This is a genomic window from Sphingobacterium sp. G1-14, from assembly GCF_002196555.1.
Lineage (GTDB): Bacteria > Bacteroidota > Bacteroidia > Sphingobacteriales > Sphingobacteriaceae > Sphingobacterium > Sphingobacterium siyangense.
Window position 1 is genome coordinate 5768353 of the sequence record NZ_CP021381.1, and the last position, 20418, is coordinate 5788770.

Consider the following 20418-nt stretch of genomic DNA (forward strand, 5'->3'; position numbering starts at 1 on the left):
GAATTCGTTGCATTTCGCGATAAACCAAACGATTGATTCTATTGATACTTTAGTAAAAAAAACACAAATCAATAAAACAAATACTTCATTCAATATAAAAGGGGCAGTCCAAAGGTTGGACTGCCCCCAAAAGATTGGACAAATTTAGTTAATTAGATTTGTAATAATGAGCTCGATATTCTGTCGGGCTCATTCCATTTAAATTTAGTTTTATCCGTTGATTATTGTAATAGGATATATAATCTTCTATTTCGCTTTTTAACTTCTCTGTTGATTCATATTGTTTTAGATAGAACAGCTCTGATTTTAAAGTTCCAAAGAAATTTTCAATTACAGCATTATCAAGGCAATTTCCTTTTCTGGACATGCTTTGAGTGATTCCGTTTTCTTTGAGCCACTGTTGATACTTCTGCATTTGATATTGCCATCCCTGATCTGAATGTAAAATCAACTGTGAGGATACTTTTGCAAAAGGAAGTGATTTTTTCAACATGTCCATTACCGCCTTGAACACCGGTCTGTCAGTAAGCTCATAACTGATAATTTCCTGATTGAACAGATCAATGATCGGGGTAAGGTAGAGCTTTCTTCCCCTGACTTTGAACTCTGTAACATCAGTAGCCCATTTTTGGGCTGGGCTGTCAGCCTTGAATTCCCTGTTAAGGATATTGGGAGCTATCTTGCCCAGGTCACCCCGGTAGGACCGGTATTTTTTCACCCTGATCAGGCTCTTCAGCTTCATTTCTCCCATCAGCCTAAGCACGGTCTTATGGTTGATACCCTCTCCATGTCGTCTGAGCATCAGTACGATACGGCGATAGCCAAAGCGCCCCTTATGGTCATGGTATATCCTGCTGATCAGGTTCCTTACCCGTTCATACCTGTCCGGTTGTCCTGATTTCCCGGAGTAATAATAAAAAGTACTCCTTGCCATTTTAACACAGCTCAACATGGTATCCAGGTCGAATTGATGCCTTAGCTCCATTATGGCTTGCGCTTGTTTTCTTCTTGAGCTAAGGCTTGGAGCTTTTTTAGCAAAGCATTTTCCGCCCGTAAATACTCTTTCTCCTGCAAAAGTTCCTCTTCACGCGTGAGTGGTTTATTCGTTTTCCTGACCTTTCGCTTGATCTGTTGGTTTGATTTCTTAGTCATAGGTTGTCTTCCTTTAGCCCGCGGCTCCAATCCTGCCGGACCAAACTCATCCAGTCTTTTCTGCCAGTTGATAATGTGGTCATCCGAGGAAAGGTCGAAGCGCACGCGAGCCTCTTTCAAAGATAAACTTTCTTCACGGATTGCGTTAAGGACTGACAACTTAAAAGACGGGCTAAAGATCCTTTTCCCTTTTCTGGGAAGAAGTCCTGCAGATCCATGATACTTATATATCCTATACCAGGTATCAAGTAACGAATAGGCGATTCCTAATTCTCTGCCAAGAGATTTTGCAGAGCGATAATGCTCATCCATCTGTTTAACACAGCTCAGCTTAAATTCAAAGCTGTGCTTCTTTTTCTTATTCATAAAAAATGCCCCCAGAAAGTGTCTAACTTTTTGGGGGCACTGCAAGGTGGATAGCCCCTTTTATATTGAATTTTTACCGAATCCCTATACAGGTACTTTTCAAATATTCAATTCTCAGAGGGTTTGTTTTTACTTTTTAGACACCTTCTTTTACATTGAATCCTTGTACACCTTAACACTATTGCTTCTGGTTAATCGACCGGTTATTTTTTAAGGTATTTTTCCAAAAATTGATCCTGCTCCCAAAGTAAATGGAAGATATTTTCTTTGGCGACATATCCATGAGCTTCGCGTGGTAAAATGACCATACGCACGGGAGCTCCCAAATTTTTCAGGGCCTGGAAATAGCGTTCCGTCTGCAGGGTGAATGTTCCGGGATTATTATCGGCTCCGCCGTGAACCAACAAAAGTGGGGTTTTCATCCGATCAGCACTCACAAATGGAGACATGGTCATATACAAGGTTGGATCATCCCAGAAGTTTCGTTGTTCACTCTGAAAACCAAATGGTGTTAAGGTCCGATTGTATGCTCCAGAACGCGCAATTCCTGCGGCAAACAATTTTGAATTGGACAACAGATGTGCTGTCATAAACGCACCATAGGAATGCCCACCCACAGCAACTTTTTTCCGATCGATATAACCCAAATGATCTACCGCATCAATTGCAGCTTCGGCATTTGCCACAAGTTGCTCAATAAAGGTATCATTCGGTTCTTTTGTTCCCTCTCCAACAATAGGGAAGGCCGCATTATCCAATACAGCATAGCCCTTCGATACCCAGTAGATAAAAGAGCCATAACTTGGGAAGGTAAACTCCTTCGGATTGGCCGTGCTTTGTCCGGCTGTATTCTTGTCCTTATATTCCCGTGGATAAGCCCACATTAGCAGAGGCAACTTCTCTTTCTTCGTAAAATCATAACCGGCAGGTAAATATAATGTTCCAGAAAGTTCGACTCCATCCTTGCGCTTGTATTTTAAAATCTCTTTATGAACTTTTTCCAACGATTTAAACGGGTTTTCCAACGTGGTGAGCGTCACCTGTTTCCCCGATTTCATATTTTTCATGAAATAATTCGGATAAAACGATGCTGACTGAAGCGAAATCAACAGATCACCAGTTTTAGGGTTCACGAGTTGGGCGATACGTTCTTGCATTTCAGATGCTGGAGCAGTGTAGATGCGTTTTTTCTTCAATGAATGCAGATCAAGCTCATCCACAAAAGGAAACTCGCCATTTTTAGTAAAACCCTTACCTACAAACAACGCTTTATCCTTATCTATATACATCGAATAAGTGCCTAAACTATTTTTTTCCATATACACATCTCCCGGATCATTATAGACGTCCTGACTGTTCCGCTCGTGCAATAGTTTAGATTCTCCCGAGGAAGGATTCACCACAAAAGTTTTTGCATTTCTCGTATCATACCATTGCGAATTGATCAATGCATATTTATCATTCCCCCATGTTACACCAGCGTAACGGTCTTTGATTTTAAAAATAAGCTTTCCCGCACCATTGTAAGGGTAAGATAAAGTATATAAGGCATCACGAAACTCCGCAGGTTTGTTCGCATCCCCGCCATCCAAGGCTTCTACATAAGCCAACGTAGCTGGCTGATCACTCCGCCAATGCCAGGCCCGTTTTCCCGATCGTGTCGACGAAAAACCTTTCGGCATTACCTCTGTCAAGGGGGTCTCATTCACCAGCGCTATTTCCTTGCCCGACCGATCATAAATTCGAACCTGCTGTGGAAAAGACGAAACCGGAACTACGTAGGAATAAGGTTTTGTAATGGTCGTGATCATCACATACTCACCTTCCGGTGAGAAACTGATCCCCGTATAAATGGCTTTATTTTTAAAGGAAGAAATCTTGCCGTCCAGATCTACAAGTTCAAGGTTGGATTGCACCAATGTTTCAAAATTCACTTCATCCTGCGGATTTTTAAGCAGATCTTGGTATGTCCTCAATTGAGACACCTTCCCATCACTAGTTGAGACAATAGGTCCCGTCGGCAAATCTTTTGAGGGATCCAACAGGGCAGCCCTATCCTTTGGTAGGCTTGTTATTATTAAACCGGAAGAATTTCTCAGCCACTGAAATGGTGCTGTCAATGTTCCGTTCAAATTGTAAGCTGTCAACTGTTTGACCTTTCGCGTTGCAAGATCAATGACAAATAAGGCCGTTCCAATTTCATTTGTATTGCTAAATGCCAAACGCTTATTGTCTGGAGAGAACACAAAATTGGCCATCGCCGCTTTTTCGGGTATCCCCGTGAAGTCGGAAAATTCCATATTTTGTCCTATTTTTTTCAAGGTAATCTTATCGAAAAAGATTGTCGAACTTTCCATGTTCGTCTTCGGATTAATCCGCAATCCAGCCAGTTTCATTTCTTCCTGGCCTAAGTCTGCCAGGCTTTTATACGTAGGCCGGAATGTAAATAACATCCAATTTCTATCGCTTGAAATCTTTATCTGAGGGGGGCGTACATAATCGGCTAAGGCCAAAATTTCAGTAGAGGGTTTTTGAAAGGTAATGTTTTCCTGCGCTTGCGTCTGTAGCGACGCTAGAAGCAAGAGACCATAGAATAGTTTCTTCATAAATTTATTTTTCAAATTAGGGCAAAATAAGGTAATAAAATTTTCATAAAAAAGCAAGCTTTGTAGCTTTTTTATGACAGTAAAATTAAACTTAAATCATTTGTAAAATAGTGGTAAAATTTACTGATTTAAAGTTATCCACATTTACAAAATTAAGATAATCAATAACTTACAAACACCAATCTGCAGCAAACGCATTCTCTGACAAACTTTTGCCCAAAATGTGGAAAAGTCAAACTACCGCATCGAAAGAAAATATAAGATATTTGTTAAGCTAATGAAAGAATTGGCAACTCAACGAAGTTTTTAAGTATCGAAAACACAGACTTTTCTTTTTGATGAATTGTCTATTTTAAATGGCCAGATGCACCTTAAATCTGGTCTCCCCGATTAAAATTGATACCATTAACTCCGTACCGAGTTTTTCTATAAAGATTGGAATAAAAAAATAAACAAGTAAACATGGCAAGAATTATCAAATTTGAGAAAAACGATTGTGCTCCTTGTGCACAAGTATCGGCTTATTTGGATCAAAAAGGTATCCAATATGAAACGGTTAATCCTTTTGATGAACCAGACTTGGCCGCAAGATTCAAAATCCGCACAGTTCCTACGGTAATTGTGTTGGAAAATGAAGAGATTCAACACCGTATCATTGGCTTTAAACCAGAGGAATTGGCTGCGATTGCACTTTAATAAATTCAGCGTATCATTAAAATGAAACAGTGACATGATACACATTTATTATGATTCCAGAACGGGGAACGTACAACGTTTTATGGATAAAGTAGCGCAGATAACGGGTTGGCAAATTCATAAGATTACCGCCGATTTAATGGTAAAAGACCCTGGTCATTTGGTCACTTTCACCACAAATTTTGGACAGGTGCCCGAAAACACAAAAGAATTCATGAAACGCGAAGCTAAAAATATCTATTCTGTTACTTCCAGTGGCAACCGCAACTGGGGACCGAATTTTGGTCTGGCAGCTGATCGCATTTCACAGGATTTCGACATTCCACTGGCGTTCAAATTTGAACTGTCCGGAACAATGGAAGATATTAATCAATTTATTGACATCTTAAAGAACTTTTGCGATGGTAGCAAACGAAGTAGCAAAAAACTGGATATTGCTTAATAATGAAATCATGATTAAGCATGATGACGAATTCAGCTTACATAAAGATAAGGAAGCGGTTCGTGCATATTTCTTGGAATATGTAAATAAGAACACCGTGTTCTTTTATACATTAAAAGAAAAAATAGACTATTTGGTAGAAAACAACTATTATATTGACTTTTACCAATGGTTTACATTTGAAGAAATGGAAACGGTATTCAACTATGTGTATGCGAAGAAATTCCGTTTCGAATCTTTTATGGCGGCATTCAAATTCTTCCAGAGCTACGCTTTACGTGACGATTCTGGCGAGAAGTTTTTAGAGCGTTATGAAGACCGTGTAGTTGCTGTTTCCTTGTTCTTAGCAAGAGAAGAGGGTGTTCAAAAAGCAATTGAATATGCAGAAATCATGATCAATCAAGAGTATCAGCCAGCGACCCCTACATTCTTGAATGCAGGAAAGAAACGCTCGGGTGAATTAGTATCATGTTTCTTGGATGAAATCGGCGACAACTTAAATGGTATCGGTTATGCTGTTGATTCCGCAATGAAGTTGTCTTCTATCGGTGGTGGTGTATCGTTCAATATCTCTAAAATCCGTGCTCGCGGAGAAGCTATCAAAGGTGTTGAAGGCCGTGCCGGCGGTGTACTTCCAATCATGAAGATTATGGAAGATACATTCTCATATGCGAACCAGTTGGGACAACGTCCGGGTGCTGGTGCAGTATACCTCAATATTTTCCACTCTGACATCGAAGAATTTTTAGATTGTAAAAAAATCAACGTTGACGAGAAAGTACGTATCAAATCATTGTCGATCGGTATCATCGTTCCCGATAAATTCATGGAATTGGCAGAAAAAGATGAACCATGCTATTTGATCTACCCACATACGGTGATGCAAGAGTATGGACAATTCTTGGATGAGATGGATATGGACAAAATGTACGACGAATTGATCACGAATCCAAACGTGAAAAAGAAAAAAATCAATGCTCGTCACCTTTTAGTTAAAATTGCTCAGACACAAAAAGAATCGGGATATCCTTATATTTTCTTCAAAGAGAACACCAACCGTGTCCATGCATTGAATGAAATCGGTCAAGTGAAATTCTCAAACTTGTGTACTGAAATCATGCAAGTATCTCAAGTATCCGATATTGAGATCTATGGCAAACAGGACACGATCCGTTATGGTATCTCCTGTAACTTAGGCTCCTTAAATATCGCGACTGTAATGGACAACAAACGTATCAAAGAGACCGTAAAAACGGCTATGCGTGCTTTGACTGTCGTTACAGACGTGACCAATATCGATATGGTTCCATCTATTGCAAAAGCAAACCGCGAGTTGCATTCTGTAGGACTAGGTGCAATGAACCTCCATGGTTACCTTGCAAAAAGCTTCATCATGTATGAATCTAACGAGGCGCTGGATTTTGCCAATACCTTCTTTATGATGATGAACTATTATTCATTGGAAGCATCGATGGAAATTGCCAAAGAACGTGGTAAAACATTTGTTGGATTTGAAAAATCAGCCTATGCCGATGGTACGTATTTCAACAATTACATCAACCGTGATTATATGCCTAAAACAGCTAAGGTAACGGAGTTATTTGAAGGAATACATATTCCAACAGTCGAAGATTGGTTGGAACTAAAAGCAAAAATCAAAGAACATGGTATTTACCATGCTTACCGTTTGGCCATTGCTCCAAATCAATCGACTTCGTATATCATGAATGCAACTGCATCAGTTATGCCAATCGTTGATATCATTGAAGTGCGTGAATATGGAGATAGTACAACTTACTATCCAATGCCATATTTGACAAACGATAATTATTTCTACTTCAAATCGGCTTATGATATGGATCAATTCAAAGTCTTGAAATTGATTTCGGTTATCCAACGCCATATTGATCAGGGTGTATCGACCATTTTGCATACAAACTCAAAGGATTCGACAAGAGATTTGTCTAGATATTATATCTATGCACATAAATTGGGATTGAAATCCCTTTATTATACACGGACAAGAAAATCGACCATCGACGAATGTGTCTCTTGTTCAGCTTAATTTTGAGATTTTAGTATTTGGATATATAATGGGAGAAAGTCAAAAGTTGCCTACGTCATTGGCGGCTTTTGGCTTATCTAAAATCAACAATCCAAATACGTGATAATAAATGCCTAATACTTTAAACTAAAAATGAGTAAAACATATAAAGCTGTCAATTGGAATACCCCTGAGAACGATTATGTATTGATGTTCTGGGAACAAAATATCCGTCAATTCTGGATCGATACGGAATACATTCCTTCAAAAGATATCGATAGCTGGAAACGTATCAGCCCAGAAATGAAAGATGCGTATAAAAAAGCTTTAGGAGGATTAACCTTATTGGATACCCTTCAAAGCCACACAGGTATGCCTAAAATCATCGATCATATCGATACATTACAGAATAAAGCTGTATTGTCCTATATGTGTATGATGGAAGCTATCCACGCAAAATCGTATTCCACTATTTTCACGACAGTTTCTACAACCGCCGAAATAAACGACATTTTCGAATGGGTTCAACAAAATAAATATCTTCAATACAAAGCAGAAACGATTGATGGTTACTACCGCGCGATCGATAAAGAAGATGCTTCGGACGAAGAGATTTATATGGCGATGGCTGCATCTGTATTATTGGAGTCATTCTTATTCTATTCTGGATTCTTCTTGCCATTATGGTTATGTGGACAAGGTGAAATGGTTGCTTCTGCCGATATCATCAAGAAAATTATCGCAGACGAATCCATTCACGGTGTATTCGTTGGATTAATAGCCCAAGATCAATTCAAAAAATTAAAAAATCAAGATCAGGTAAAAGCTCGTTTCTTGGCCCTGCTTTACAATTTGTATGAAAATGAGCTGAAATATACAGAAGAGATCTATACTGAAGTTGGCTTAACTGCAGAGGTAAAAGAATATGTTCGTTACAATGCCAACAAAGCATTGATGAATTTAGGCTTTGATCCGATCTTCGAAGTAAAACAAGTCAACCCAATCGTATTGAATGGTTTGAATACTGAAACGACACAACATGACTTCTTCTCCAAGAAATCAACTAACTACGAAAAAGCAACGGAAATTGTCCATCTAAAAGATGACGACTTCAAAATGGATGTGGTCGTAGATATATAATATTGACGATTCGTCAAACAAAAAGCCCCAAAGAAAATTCTTTGGGGCTTTTTGTTTGACGGGAAACAACTATTGTTGGAATGCTTTGATTGCCTGTCCGCGCCAAGCGGCATCAAGCGGTGCACCAAGCAACCAAGTTAACGTAGGCGCGATATCATAAATCATCAAAGTTTCCTTGATTTCTTTTCCTTTTGGTACACCTGGTCCGGTCATTACCCAAGGAATCTCCACCTCGGCCAGCGATTTACCACCGTGTCCTTTTCCGGTACCACCATGATCCGCAGCAATAACAAAAATTGTTTCGTCTGCAATTCCTGCGTCTTTTACAGCTTGCTGCAAGGTACCAATACGTCTGTCGACCTGTTTTAGTTCGGCATAGTATTCCGGTGTATTATGCCCGATATTATGGCCTACGCCATCAGGTTGGTCGAAATGCACAAAAGTAATCGTCGGTTTCTCCTTTTTTATGATATCCACGGTGGTGTTCAAATAGAAATTTTACAGCATCTATTATGTTAAGTAAACATTATTTAATCTCTCTAACCAATATGTTACAGAACAAAAAAAGACGCTGAAAAATTATTTTCAGCGTCTTAACCTTATACCGTTTTACATCGATTTTAATACCCAGCTTTTGCCAACCGTGCGTACATTTCGACAAAAGCACACTGATCGAGCAGCCATTTCGATTTATGCTGATCTTTCAGGGTCCAATCTGGACTGAAAAGTCCATCTTTATCGCGCATATGCTGCCAGGCAAATTCAAGATTTTTCGCAAAAACGGTGAGATACCTTTGGTCGCCATTCACCGCAGCGAGCTCGATGTAACCACGCATCATTACGGCATGAAACCACAAATTGCTATTTTTCAATTTTGGGAAATTCAATTTCGCATCCGTTTCGAAAAAATAGCCTAGACAGGCCTCAGCCAGCTGTTGTGCATCCTCAAGGTACCGTTTATTTTTCGTTAACTTATAAAGCAGGGCTGCTGCCTGCAACATTTGTCCGGCGTTGTACGAAAACTTAGCTTTTCCAATCTTTCCATTGAGCTGCATATTGTCCCAGTATAACTTATCTTCGGGATCCTGAAGATTTCTTTTTGTCCATTCATAAAGACGTTCCCCTTCTTGCAGATAGGACCTATCATTGGTTGCCATAAATAACTTCAGTGCAAATACACTTGCTGGTGCATTCGAACAGGTATTTTTAGATTCCTTTTTCTGTTCACACCAATAAATGCCACCGCCGAGTTTATCATCCTCCCCACTCTTTACAAAATTCCAGATCTCTTTGGCCGAAGACAGGTAGTTTATTTTTTTTGTATGGATATAGCTATCGGTAAAATCGATACCCAACCAGATATTATCGTCATAAAAACGATCCGAGGGAGGAGCTGTATTTAAATAAGAAGCATAACCAACCGGCGACCGACTTTCATCCCTATATTCCTGTAGCCCAACCAGGACTTTTTTGTCAAGTATGAACTGAAATGCCTTTTTTGTTTTTGGCAATTCCATCAAGGCATTTACAGCCGAGAAACTACCCGAGAAAGGCCATAGATAAGCATATTTCTTTTGCTGCGCTGCCTGTTGATTATTATCCAGATAATCAGCTTTAAAGTTTTCATCAAAGGGATATTTTTCAGCCAAGAGCTGATTCTTGGTATTTCCAAACTTGCTATAGATGCTATCTAAAGTTTGGATAGCATAGTTCTGAAAATTATTTTTTTGTGCAAATAAGGTTACACCAATAAAGTTCAAAAGAAACAACGTAAAATATCTTTTCATGTGTTTTAGGTAAAAGAATAGTAGATGCCTATACGGCATCTACTATTCCTGAACATTAATAACCAGGGTTTTGTTTTAAATTGGGATTGATTGCCAATTGATCCATCGGTACCGCATATAGTTCTTTATTCTTATCGTTCGTAGCTTTATGATCCCACCAAGATCCGGATATATATTTTCCGAATCGGATTAGATCTGTCCGGCGCTTTCCTTCAAAAATAAATTCACGTCCCCGTTCCGCCAGTAATTCATCCAGCGTCAATGTAGCGACAGTATACTGCGCCATAGGCCAGTCAGCCTTACTAAATGCTCTTTTTCTGGATTCATTGACCAACTCCACAGCCTCACTACTGGCTTTTCCACCATTCTTACGCATAAGTGCTTCAGCTTTATCGAAATAGATCTCCGTTAAACGATAAATAATATAATCATTCTCCCAGTAGTTGGCATCGTCCAAGGTACCTGATTTATATTTATTAAATCGAGCTCCAGAATTCTCTTCTCCTTTTGTCATACCACCTTCTGAAGTTTTATCACCTTCGCTTTCTCTGCGGATCGAATTGACAAACACCAGCGGTTTACCTGAATACTCTTCCGTTCCCAATACAGGTGTAGTGGTGCCGTATTTATATTGTGGTCCAAACAAAAACCATTCTTTCTTCCGCAAGTCATTTTCAGCATAGGCATTAAATGCGGTAGGGATAACAACAAATGCATTCCATCCACCGTAACCAACTTTGAGCACTTCCTTCATATAGTCATAACTCATATAGAATCCCGACCAATCGAATGTAAACCCCGCCTGTCTGCTATATTGAAATTGAAATAAGGATTCCGGATTCGCCGAATTGGTATTACTGAACAATGCATTCAAATCAGGGCTCAATTTGGGAGCCCCTCCAATGCCGCCAGCCTGTCCGGAAATAATCTTATCACAAGCAGCGATACATTCATCATTCATTGCCTTACCCGACCATTTTTCGGCATTGAGATAGAGTTCAGCCAGCATGGCATAACCCGCAGCCATAGATACCTGACCGATATTACTGGCCGAGGTTTTAGGCAACTTATCCACATTTTCTTCCAGCTCCTTCTGCACAAATGCAAAAACCTCTGTTCTCGGTTTGGTTTCGGGGTTAATAGGATCGGCTACCTTTGTCACGATAGGAACGTTGCCCCAAAGATCCATTATCTTAATGTAGTGAAATGCCCGCATTACTTTTAATTGCACAAGTATTTGCGTGCGTTCATCCTCTGTCAGATCCGCAATTTTAGCGATATCAAGTTTCTCAATATCCTGAATAGCATTATTGACATAGCCAACGCCGCCCCACATCAACTCCCAGGCCCCACGCATTCGGCTTTCATTGCTTGTCCAGGTATGATAGTGCTGCCGGATATGGTCTCCACCGTCATATCCATGGCGTCCCTTTTGCGGCCAGGCCACCTGATCGGCACTTAATTCGGAATGATAATAAAAGCCATTTCCACCTGTAGGTGCAAGCCAGGCCTGCATATGTGTAAAAGGGCGGAGCGCAGCTTGCATAACCTCCCGTTTATTCTTATAAAAATTATCATCCTTGATCTTACTATACACTGTCTCATCCAACTTGGTGCAGGAACTAAAAGAGATACCTAAGGTAACAGTGCTCAGGATGGCGAATAAATATTTATTTGTTTTTTTCATAACCTTACTATTTTAAAATCCAACATTCAAACCAATTGTCCAAGATCTTGTTCTTGGATAGAAACTGCGCGAATCAATCCCTGCTTCAAAACCTGTATCCTGCAACTCTGGATCAATCCCCGTATATTTGGTCATGGTTGCGATATTTCTCCCTGTCGCATATACATATAGACTTTTGATATAATCAGTCTTTAGTTTAAAGTTATATCCCAATGTAATATTATCCAGTTTCACAAAACTTCCATTCTCAAGGTAGTAATCCGAATACTGTGGATCCTGTTTAAGGTCGGCATGTTTAGTAAAAGCACTTTCGAAAACATTATTAGGCAACCATTTTTGATTACCAAAGAACATATCCGCTGTATTTAAAATATCATACTTAAATTTCCCTCTGAAAAATACGGTCAGATCGAAGCCCTTATAGGCAAACCGGTTACCTAGCGACGCATTGAATTTGGGAACACCATTTCCAATATAGGCGCGATCATTATCATTTATATCCGCAATGGTAGCCTTGGAGCCGTCAGCTTTATAGAAGAGCCATTCTCCAGCATCATTCAGACCCGCATAACGTTTTCCATAGAAGGAACCAATTTCACCGCCTTCTTCAAGACGAATGGCATCTCCGAGATTACCTGGAGAGGGCAGACCGCCAAAAGTCATCCAATTACTCTTAAAGATATCATTGGACATGGTAACGAGTTTATTCTTTTGATAACTTCCCGCAAAATCCACCGTCCATTTAAAATCTTCTTTTTGAATTGGAACTCCAGACAATTGCAACTCAACACCTTTATTCGAAACCTCGCCTACATTGTACCAAATGTTTGTACTCACATAGGCTGGCTGTTGCGCCTTATATTGGTATAATAAATCTTTGGTTTTACGATTATAGACATCTAGAGACCCTGTTAGTCGGTTATTCCACAAACCAAAATCGAGCCCGATATTCAATTCGGCTTTTTGTTCCCATTTTAAGTCGGGATTGGGGTTCTGTGTCGGTCCATACGTTTGATAATAGATGCCATCCTGCGGATATACCCCACCTGTTCCCAACAAGATCAACGAATTGTAATTTGGGAAGCCCTGATTACCGGTTACCCCATACCCCACACGGAGCTTCAGATTGTTGACAAGGTCTTTATTGGAGAAAAAGTCTTCGTTTGTAATGGTCCATCCCGCAGAAATGGCAGGGAAATTACCCCATTTATGATTAGCACCAAATCGCGAAGATCCCTCTCGGCGAAGAATTGCACTCACAAAATACTTTTGGTCATAATTATAATTTACCCGTCCAAAAAAAGCAATCAATTTATTGTCTTCCTTAAATGAGCCCATCGATGGTCTTGGCAATTTGGTATTTGTCAGAGCCGTACCACTTCCCATGTCCCAATCTTGAAAAGCGTCTGTTGTAAAACCATTATTGGACATCTCAAACCGCTCATAACCATTATATTGAAAACTGTAACCGAGTAAACCCGTTATATTATGCTTGTCGTTGAATGTCTGGTTGTAATCAATTGTTGTTTCAAAGGTCTTGGACCAATTCAACTCATTTCTTTTCCAAGCATAGCCCATACCCTGATACTCAGAATTTTGGCGTTGGTCCCAATCTTTTATCGAACGATATTGACGATCGTTCCAATTATTTCTAAGATAGGATCCGAAGGCTGAGATGCTCAATGGTTCTATAATCTTGAGTTTCATACGTGCGTCTCCCGAAAAAGTTTCCTGATTGCGTTGATCTACACGGTTGGCCATACGATCCAGCGGATTAAAATTATTATAACCCTGGGTTTGGTAAAAACTTCCATCGGGATTGTATAGTGGAGCAGTTGGATTACGCTGGATTGCCTGTTCGAAATATTCCGTTTTTCCACCCAAAAGATCTGCTTTATTGAAATTGGCAGCAATATTACCGGAGAAAGTCAATCGATCTTTTAATCCAGTTTGCGAAAAATTGACACGACCGCCAAATTGCTGACGTCCATTCTGTTTAGCAATGCCTTCGGCATTTTCATAGTTAATTGAAGCACGGTAGTTGGATTTATCGCCACCACCGCTGGCAACAAAATTATGGAATGTTGAGAAATTACCTTTATTGATCAATTCGTCATACAAATCTGTTGAAGCGCCAAGGTCAAGATCAGGTTTATTCTGTCCGTTGACCACATAATCTCTAAATTGCTGCGCACTCAGCATCGAAGGTTTCTTTGCGACAGACTCATGTTGACCATAGGTATAATATTCAAATCGTGGTTCTCCAGATTTGCCTTTTTTAGTGGTTACTAAAATTACACCACCATTACCCCGCGTCCCATAAATAGCCGCTGCAGATCCGTCCTTTAACACGTCTATGGATTCAATATCTCCTTGCTTGATCAAATCTAGATTTCCACCAGGAATGCCATCAATGACAATCAGCGGGGAGTTTCCGCCTTTCATGGAGGCCATACCCCGCAATTGGATATCTGAACCAGCATTTGGATTACTGCCCTGGGTTCTCGTCACATTTAGCCCGGCAACTTTACCTTGCACCAGATCCATTGGGTTGCGCATACCACCTTGATTGAAATCCTTCTCTTTTACAGAAGCTACAGCTGAGGTAACTTCGCTTTTCTTTTGCGTACCATAACCGACAACAATAACCTCCTCCAATTGGTCTTCTGTCGCGGATAGTCGAATATCAATCGGGGCATTTCCTATTACTTTGACTTCGTTTGTTCGATAACCAATGGACGACACGACCAGGACATCTCCTATCTTGGCTTGCAGGGCAAAATTACCTTGGCCATCCGATGTTGTACCTTTTGCTGATCCCTTGACGGTAACCGAAACACCGGAGATCCCTTCTCCAGTCTTTGCATCCTGTACCTTTCCTTTAATTAAACCCTGAAACTTAGCGACCTTATGGGTAAAGGTCTCTTTTGGATCTTCCCTCTTGGCGATGACATGCGCATTTGCCTGATGTATCGTCCCTGCGATAATAGCCAACGAAAAAAACAGCTTGGTATTTTTCGTTAAGCGGGCAAATGATTCTAAATCGATTCTGCTCATATAATTAGTGATTTTGGTTTATAAAACGTTTTAGCTTTGATAAGCTTAAACGATCATGTTTAATTAGTATCATCTTCAATAATTAATACGAATACCTGATCCCCATCTCTATCGTAATAGATTAAATCTGGCAGTCTATTAATTATTTATTTTAAAAAAAAACGTAAAAATGCACCTAAGCTGGAACAACTCAGCATATAATCATTGTAAAAAACAAAGCAAAAGCGCTTTTGCTATTTGAAGAAAAAAAAAGCGAATGTGATTTTATCTAAATTATATGTTTTGTTGATTTTTCTCTTTTTGGTTATTGTTTTTAGTTTAAGTGTTTAATTGTGGATTCAAGATAGGATTTTAATTTTAAAGGGAAAAGGTTTTTTAAAAATTTTAAACAGTGCCGCTATAGATGTTACCTAAACAAATAATTGCTCCATTTATTGTCACTAGATTGATTTAGCCATTGTTTATAAAAAAAATGGCCATCAATTGATGGCCATTTTAAACTCAGATTTTAAAGACTATTGATAGCCTGCATTTTGTGTCAATTTATTATTGCGCTGAATTTCATCAGGAGAAATTGGCCATAATAAATCTGTTTCTTTGAATGTTGCACCAGATCCGTTCTTAGCTCCAATCAATGGCACGAAATCGACTTTACCAGCCTCAGTCGTTGAAATTACAGGGAACATTTTAGTTCTAACAATATCGTCCCACATTTTAAATTCCAATGGGAACTCGCGGAGACGCTCTTTCCAGCATTCTTTCACGAAATTATCTGCTGATAATGTTTGCAATTCGGTTGTATAAGCAGCAACTGATTTTCCTTCGGTATTTGCCCGTGCTTTTACCTGAGCTAAATAACCTGCAGCCTCGGCACTCACACCAGATGTTTTAGCGATTCCTTCTGCAGCTATAAGCAAGGCCTCAGGATAACGGTAGAAGTTCCAGTCTTTGGTTCCTCGACCAGTAACAGTAGTTGCTTGCTCATCAAAATAATACCAGATGCCGGCTTCCGTAGATTCCCAGGTCTTGTTGTTCACAGGGTTTGTATATTTCCAATGGAAAAACTGATTTGGTTGAATCCGCAGGTCTTTCGTATCGTAGACATTTAAAAATTGCTTTGTAGGCCCAAAAACACGTTCAAATATCGAATATTTATCAAACACGGATGTTGCCGAAGAACTAAATGCATACGTTGTCCACCAGCTGCTTGTGCTAATTGTTGCGTCATATTCCTGTGCATAAATCACTTCACTTAAATCATCCGTTGTACGCAATTTATTATAAGCGCTACTCATTTTAAGATCGACATTTTCAGTCATTTTATGAGCAGAATTGACAACAATTTTTGCCATCTCTGCAGCTTCACTATACTTGCCTTCTTGTAAATAAACATTAGCCAATGTCATGGCCGCTACATATTTTGTAATTCGATGTCCATTATCAGCAAACGTTTTAGCAGGTAAATCTTGTACAGCTTCTTTAAGATCAGTCTCGATTAACTGATACACTTTCGCAACCTCTGTTCTTTCTAGATAGAGATTATCTTCTAATGTTTCAACAGGCGTTGTGCTGAGCGGAATGGCACCAAACGTCTTAACCAGATAAAAGTAGTTATAGGCTCTAAAAAACTTCGCTTCTGCTAATAAAGATTTTTGCTGATCTTGGGAAACAAATGAGATAGTAGGAATATATTTTATTCCGGCGTTTGCAATATTAATTGCTTTATAACTTTCATCCCAAATGGTGTTCATTGAGCCGGTGATCAGGTTTGTATTTTGCTGTCTAGTTAACTGTCTAGCAAATAAACATACTCGTTCCTGCCCCTCATAGCTATTGGTAAAATAGCCTGTCAACATGGTATTCACCGAAGCTGCTGGTCCAATATAAGCGCTTCCTGCAACCGAATAACGTTGTGGAGCACCTCTTCTATATAATGAGTTTACCGTAGCTTGTGCTTGTGCCGGATTCTCGTAATACCCGTCTAGGGACAAATTAGACTGCGGATCCTCTTCCAAAAATTTATTACATGATGTTGTAAGACTTAATCCAAGCATTAACAACATAAAAAATTTATTTTTCATTTCCTTATTTTCTAATTTTTAAAATGTTACGTTCAGACCCAATGAAAAGGTTTTTGCTCTTGGGTAAGAGAAAAATGTCATATTTTGGCCAAACTTACTCTCTCCCTGTGAAGTACTTTCAGGATCGTATCCTAAAAATTCTTTTGCAGTGAATAAAAACGGATTATTTGCATTTGCGTATATTCTAACACGTTTTAGACCGATACGTTGCAATGCTTCTGGATTGAACGTATATCCCAACTGAATTAAGTTAACCCGTAAATACGAACCATCAGCTACCCAAGCATCATCCACATTGGTATCTTGTCCGGCATGTCCATTATTGGTCAAGTAAATAGCTTGTTCCATCGTATTTGGATTTGAGCCATTGTACGCATCGGTCAAGATATTTTTCAAACCATTGGTAATACCGAAACGGTCATACGTTGAATGGAAGAATTGTTGCATGACATCCACGCCTTTAACAAACTGCAGGTCCAAGGTAAAATCAAAATTCTTATATTTTAAATTGTTGATAAAACTGCCTGTCCAATCGGGCAATCCTTTACCGATAATCTCTTTCTCAGTCGTTCTTTTTGCACGTCCGATTTGACTTAGCGTAGCATTTCCGGCATCGACATCAGCTTGAGTATATACCCCCAATCTTCGGTAACCATAAAAACTATTTAAGTTCTCACCAACACGGATAACACTATTAGCACCACCTACCCAGCTATTCATCTGAATATCGGCATTGTTCTCACCTAATTTCAACACCTTATTTTTATTGTAATTGGCATTAAGTGAAGCATTCCAGCTAAAGTCTTCTTTATTGATAATCGTTCCTTTAATCATAATATCTAAACCCTGATTTTGCACAGATCCGATATTTTTCATCACTGTACTGAATCCTGATGCGGTTGGAATTGGCGCATCCAGTAGCAAGTCGGTCGTTTTCTTATGATAGAAAGACACATCAAAATTTAAACGATTTTGAAATAAGCCCAATTCAACTCCAGCATCAACCTGAGCGGTTTTTTCCCATTTCAAATTTGGATTCGAAATAGAATTCACAAAGGAATATGGAGCTCTTGAATTGTTTAGCAATATCGTTCCGGCATCAACAATTGCCAGGGACCTGTACGGATCAATCTCCGAGTTACCTGTTAATCCGTAACTTGTATGGACCTTTAAATTGCTAACGGTGGTATTGTCTTTCAAAAAGTCCTCATTCGACACATTCCATGCGAAACCAGCAGATGGGAAGAAAGCATATTTATTATTCTTACCGAATTTGGATGATCCATCATAACGTCCTGTAATTGTCGCCGAGTAACGATCGTTATAGGAGTAAGCTGCTCTTAAGAAATAGGAATTCATAGCCCATTTGTTCCAGCTAGACCCTGGTGTCGATGGTGTAATTCCAATTCCCATATTATTGTATTCATAAGCATCGTCGAAAAAGCCTTCGGTTCTAGAACTATTGAAGTCGTAAGTTCTTTCTTGCCAGGATAAACCTGCCATAGCATTAATGCGGTGTTTATCAAACTGCTTATTATAGGTCAGATAAGTCTCTTCTTGCCAATATAGGGTATTGGTATTGTTCATTTCAGCCCAGCCATTTGGTCTTGAGATATTATTCAAGGTAATGGAAGAATATCCTTTATACGCTTTTTTATGATTATCTATCCCCAATTGTGTCTTAAGATCCAAACCATCGGCCAGATGAAATGTTAGTGCCGCATTACCAAATATCTGTGTATTATAACGCATCCTCTTTTGCAAATCTAGGATAGACACTGGATTAGCCATTCCTTCAAACCCTAATTTGTCCGAAACAGTCGAAGATGATGAAAATGTATATTGTCCATTTTTATCGTACACAGGATACCAAGGAAGCATTTCAATCATGGTACGACGTGCCTCCTGTCCGCCACCATCTTCTGGTGTATAACGTCCCCAAGTATGGTTAACGGTTAAATTAATCGCTGTAGACAGCCAAGAAGTCGGTTTAGCATCATAGGCCATTTTTGCATTTACCCGTTTATTCCAGGTATTATTCATTACACCTTGTTGATCGGTATAATTTAAGAAAGCCCCAACAGATGATTTATCATCGCCTTGTTGTACACTTAACTGATGATTATGTGAAATGGCTGTACGCGTTGCTTCACGCTGCCAATCTGTATTATACAAAGGGTTACCATTAGCATCAAAATAGTTGGGATCATTAAACCAGGTCTTTTTATCCAAGGACCAGGATTTGCCCTGATACTTATTTTCATTTTCCAGGCCGATCATAAAGGCATCTACCCATTCCTGTCCATTCAATAAATCCATATACCGTTGAACAGAGCTTACACCAGCTGAACCTTGATAGTTAATTGTTCTGGATCCATCTTTATTTCCGCGTTTTGTCGTTACTAAGATAACCCCATTTGCACCACGTGCACCGTAGATCGCTGCCGAAGATGCGTCTTTCAATACCTCGATATTCTCGATATCATTCGGATTTAACAACTGAAAGTCTTCCATCACAACCCCATCCACGACATACAGTGGATTGGATGATGAATTGATTGTGGCCACACCACGAATGACCACACGGTTCGCATAAGCACCAGGTTGGCTCGAGTTAGAAAAGATATTAACCCCCGAAGCCTTACCTCTTAAGTTATCCAAGGGACTAAAGTTCTGATCTTTGATCATGTCGGCTCCTTTAACCATAGCAATGGAACCTGTTACATCAGATTTACGCATGGTACCATAACCCACAACGACAACTTCGTCCAATTGGCTCTGATCATCATCCAATTGTACAGAAACAGTTGCACCAGAAACAGTGACTTCTTTGGCTTTGTAACCAATGGAAGAAACCACCAATACATCCCCCGATTTAGCATCCAATGTAAAATTACCCAAAGCATCAGATTGTGTACCCTTTGAAGTACCTTTAACGGCGATGTTAACTCCTGAAATTGGTTTTCCAGCAGCATCCAATACTTTTCCTTTAACTTGCTGCTGCACATGGTTTACTTCTTTTACGAAGGATTTTCCATCGTAATTGGCTGAAGTTCCGACAGCGGCATTGACTTGTTGGAAAGTACCAGCAATGACAGCCAATGAGAAAAATAACTTTGATTTTTTCCCAAGCTGCGCAAGTGATTTTACGTCAACTTTGCTCATATTAATAGTGATTTGGTTTATAAAAACGTTTTAGCAAAAAGATGCTTAGAACGTCTAGTTTAATTTAGTTTCCCTTAATTGATGTTTTTAAAATCGATCTACTTTCTTAAAATTGCCTGCTATATTCCATTGCTTTCACTTAACAGAAAACGTCTGGGTTCAAATGTCTATGGTATTATTGCCGCATAGAATCTG

At 39.4% G+C, this 20418-nt stretch carries 12 protein-coding genes; 4 read left to right on the forward strand and 8 right to left on the reverse strand.

Translation table 11 applies throughout. The annotated features are described in order from the left end of the window. Positions 1-148 precede the first annotated feature (148 nt). A protein-coding gene (locus tag CBM24_RS28170) for an IS3 family transposase (protein WP_410528349.1) occupies positions 149-1518 on the reverse strand; the annotation gives its coding sequence in 2 pieces (ribosomal slippage) (positions 149-1023 and positions 1023-1518; 1371 coding nt in all). A 203-nt stretch (positions 1519-1721) separates the two neighbouring features. Further along, on the reverse strand, positions 1722-4124 hold the full coding sequence (locus CBM24_RS24825; RefSeq protein WP_088163113.1) for a prolyl oligopeptidase family serine peptidase: 2403 nt from the start codon (positions 4122-4124) through the stop codon (positions 1722-1724). A 462-nt stretch (positions 4125-4586) separates the two neighbouring features. Between CBM24_RS24825 and CBM24_RS24830 the strand changes: the two genes are divergently transcribed. The 4 genes from CBM24_RS24830 to nrdF all read left to right on the forward strand — a co-directional run bounded on the left by CBM24_RS24830 (position 4587) and on the right by nrdF (position 8446). Then, a complete protein-coding gene (locus CBM24_RS24830; protein WP_046673718.1) occupies positions 4587-4820 on the forward strand; it encodes a thioredoxin family protein in 234 nt (77 codons plus the stop codon). Positions 4821-4854: 34 nt separating this feature from the next. Next, positions 4855-5262 carry a class Ib ribonucleoside-diphosphate reductase assembly flavoprotein NrdI gene (nrdI, locus tag CBM24_RS24835; RefSeq protein ID WP_088163114.1) on the forward strand — a complete coding sequence of 136 codons (408 nt, stop codon included), beginning with the start codon at positions 4855-4857 and terminating at the stop codon, positions 5260-5262. Continuing rightward, complete coding sequence (gene nrdE, locus CBM24_RS24840) at positions 5222-7327, forward strand: class 1b ribonucleoside-diphosphate reductase subunit alpha (protein ID WP_070570178.1); 2106 nt, start codon at positions 5222-5224, stop codon at positions 7325-7327. Before nrdI ends, nrdE begins: the two co-directional genes overlap by 41 nt. Positions 7328-7459: 132 nt before the next feature. Beyond that, positions 7460-8446 carry a class 1b ribonucleoside-diphosphate reductase subunit beta gene (nrdF, locus tag CBM24_RS24845; protein ID WP_070570180.1) on the forward strand — a complete coding sequence of 329 codons (987 nt, stop codon included), beginning with the start codon at positions 7460-7462 and terminating at the stop codon, positions 8444-8446. A gap of 69 nt (positions 8447-8515) precedes the next feature. Here nrdF and CBM24_RS24850 read toward each other — a convergent pair whose 3' ends face one another. From CBM24_RS24850 to CBM24_RS24875, 6 genes are all read right to left on the reverse strand, one after another. Continuing rightward, on the reverse strand, positions 8516-8923 hold the full coding sequence (locus CBM24_RS24850; RefSeq protein ID WP_198385995.1) for an alkaline phosphatase: 408 nt from the start codon (positions 8921-8923) through the stop codon (positions 8516-8518). Positions 8924-9066: 143 nt separating this feature from the next. After that, entirely contained in the window at positions 9067-10233 is a 1167-nt protein-coding gene (locus CBM24_RS24855) for a glycoside hydrolase family 76 protein (RefSeq protein ID WP_088163116.1), read from the reverse strand. Positions 10234-10288: 55 nt separating this feature from the next. Continuing rightward, complete coding sequence (locus tag CBM24_RS24860; protein ID WP_088163117.1) at positions 10289-11920, reverse strand: RagB/SusD family nutrient uptake outer membrane protein; 1632 nt, start codon at positions 11918-11920, stop codon at positions 10289-10291. A gap of 12 nt (positions 11921-11932) precedes the next feature. Continuing rightward, on the reverse strand, positions 11933-14977 hold the full coding sequence (locus tag CBM24_RS24865) for a SusC/RagA family TonB-linked outer membrane protein (RefSeq protein WP_088163118.1): 3045 nt from the start codon (positions 14975-14977) through the stop codon (positions 11933-11935). 515 nt (positions 14978-15492) lie between these two features. Next, a complete protein-coding gene (locus CBM24_RS24870) occupies positions 15493-17058 on the reverse strand; it encodes a RagB/SusD family nutrient uptake outer membrane protein (RefSeq protein ID WP_088163119.1) in 1566 nt (521 codons plus the stop codon). 18 nt (positions 17059-17076) lie between these two features. Next, positions 17077-20223, reverse strand: coding sequence for a SusC/RagA family TonB-linked outer membrane protein (locus CBM24_RS24875; protein ID WP_088163120.1), 3147 nt, complete (start codon positions 20221-20223; stop codon positions 17077-17079). Positions 20224-20418 lie beyond the last annotated feature (195 nt).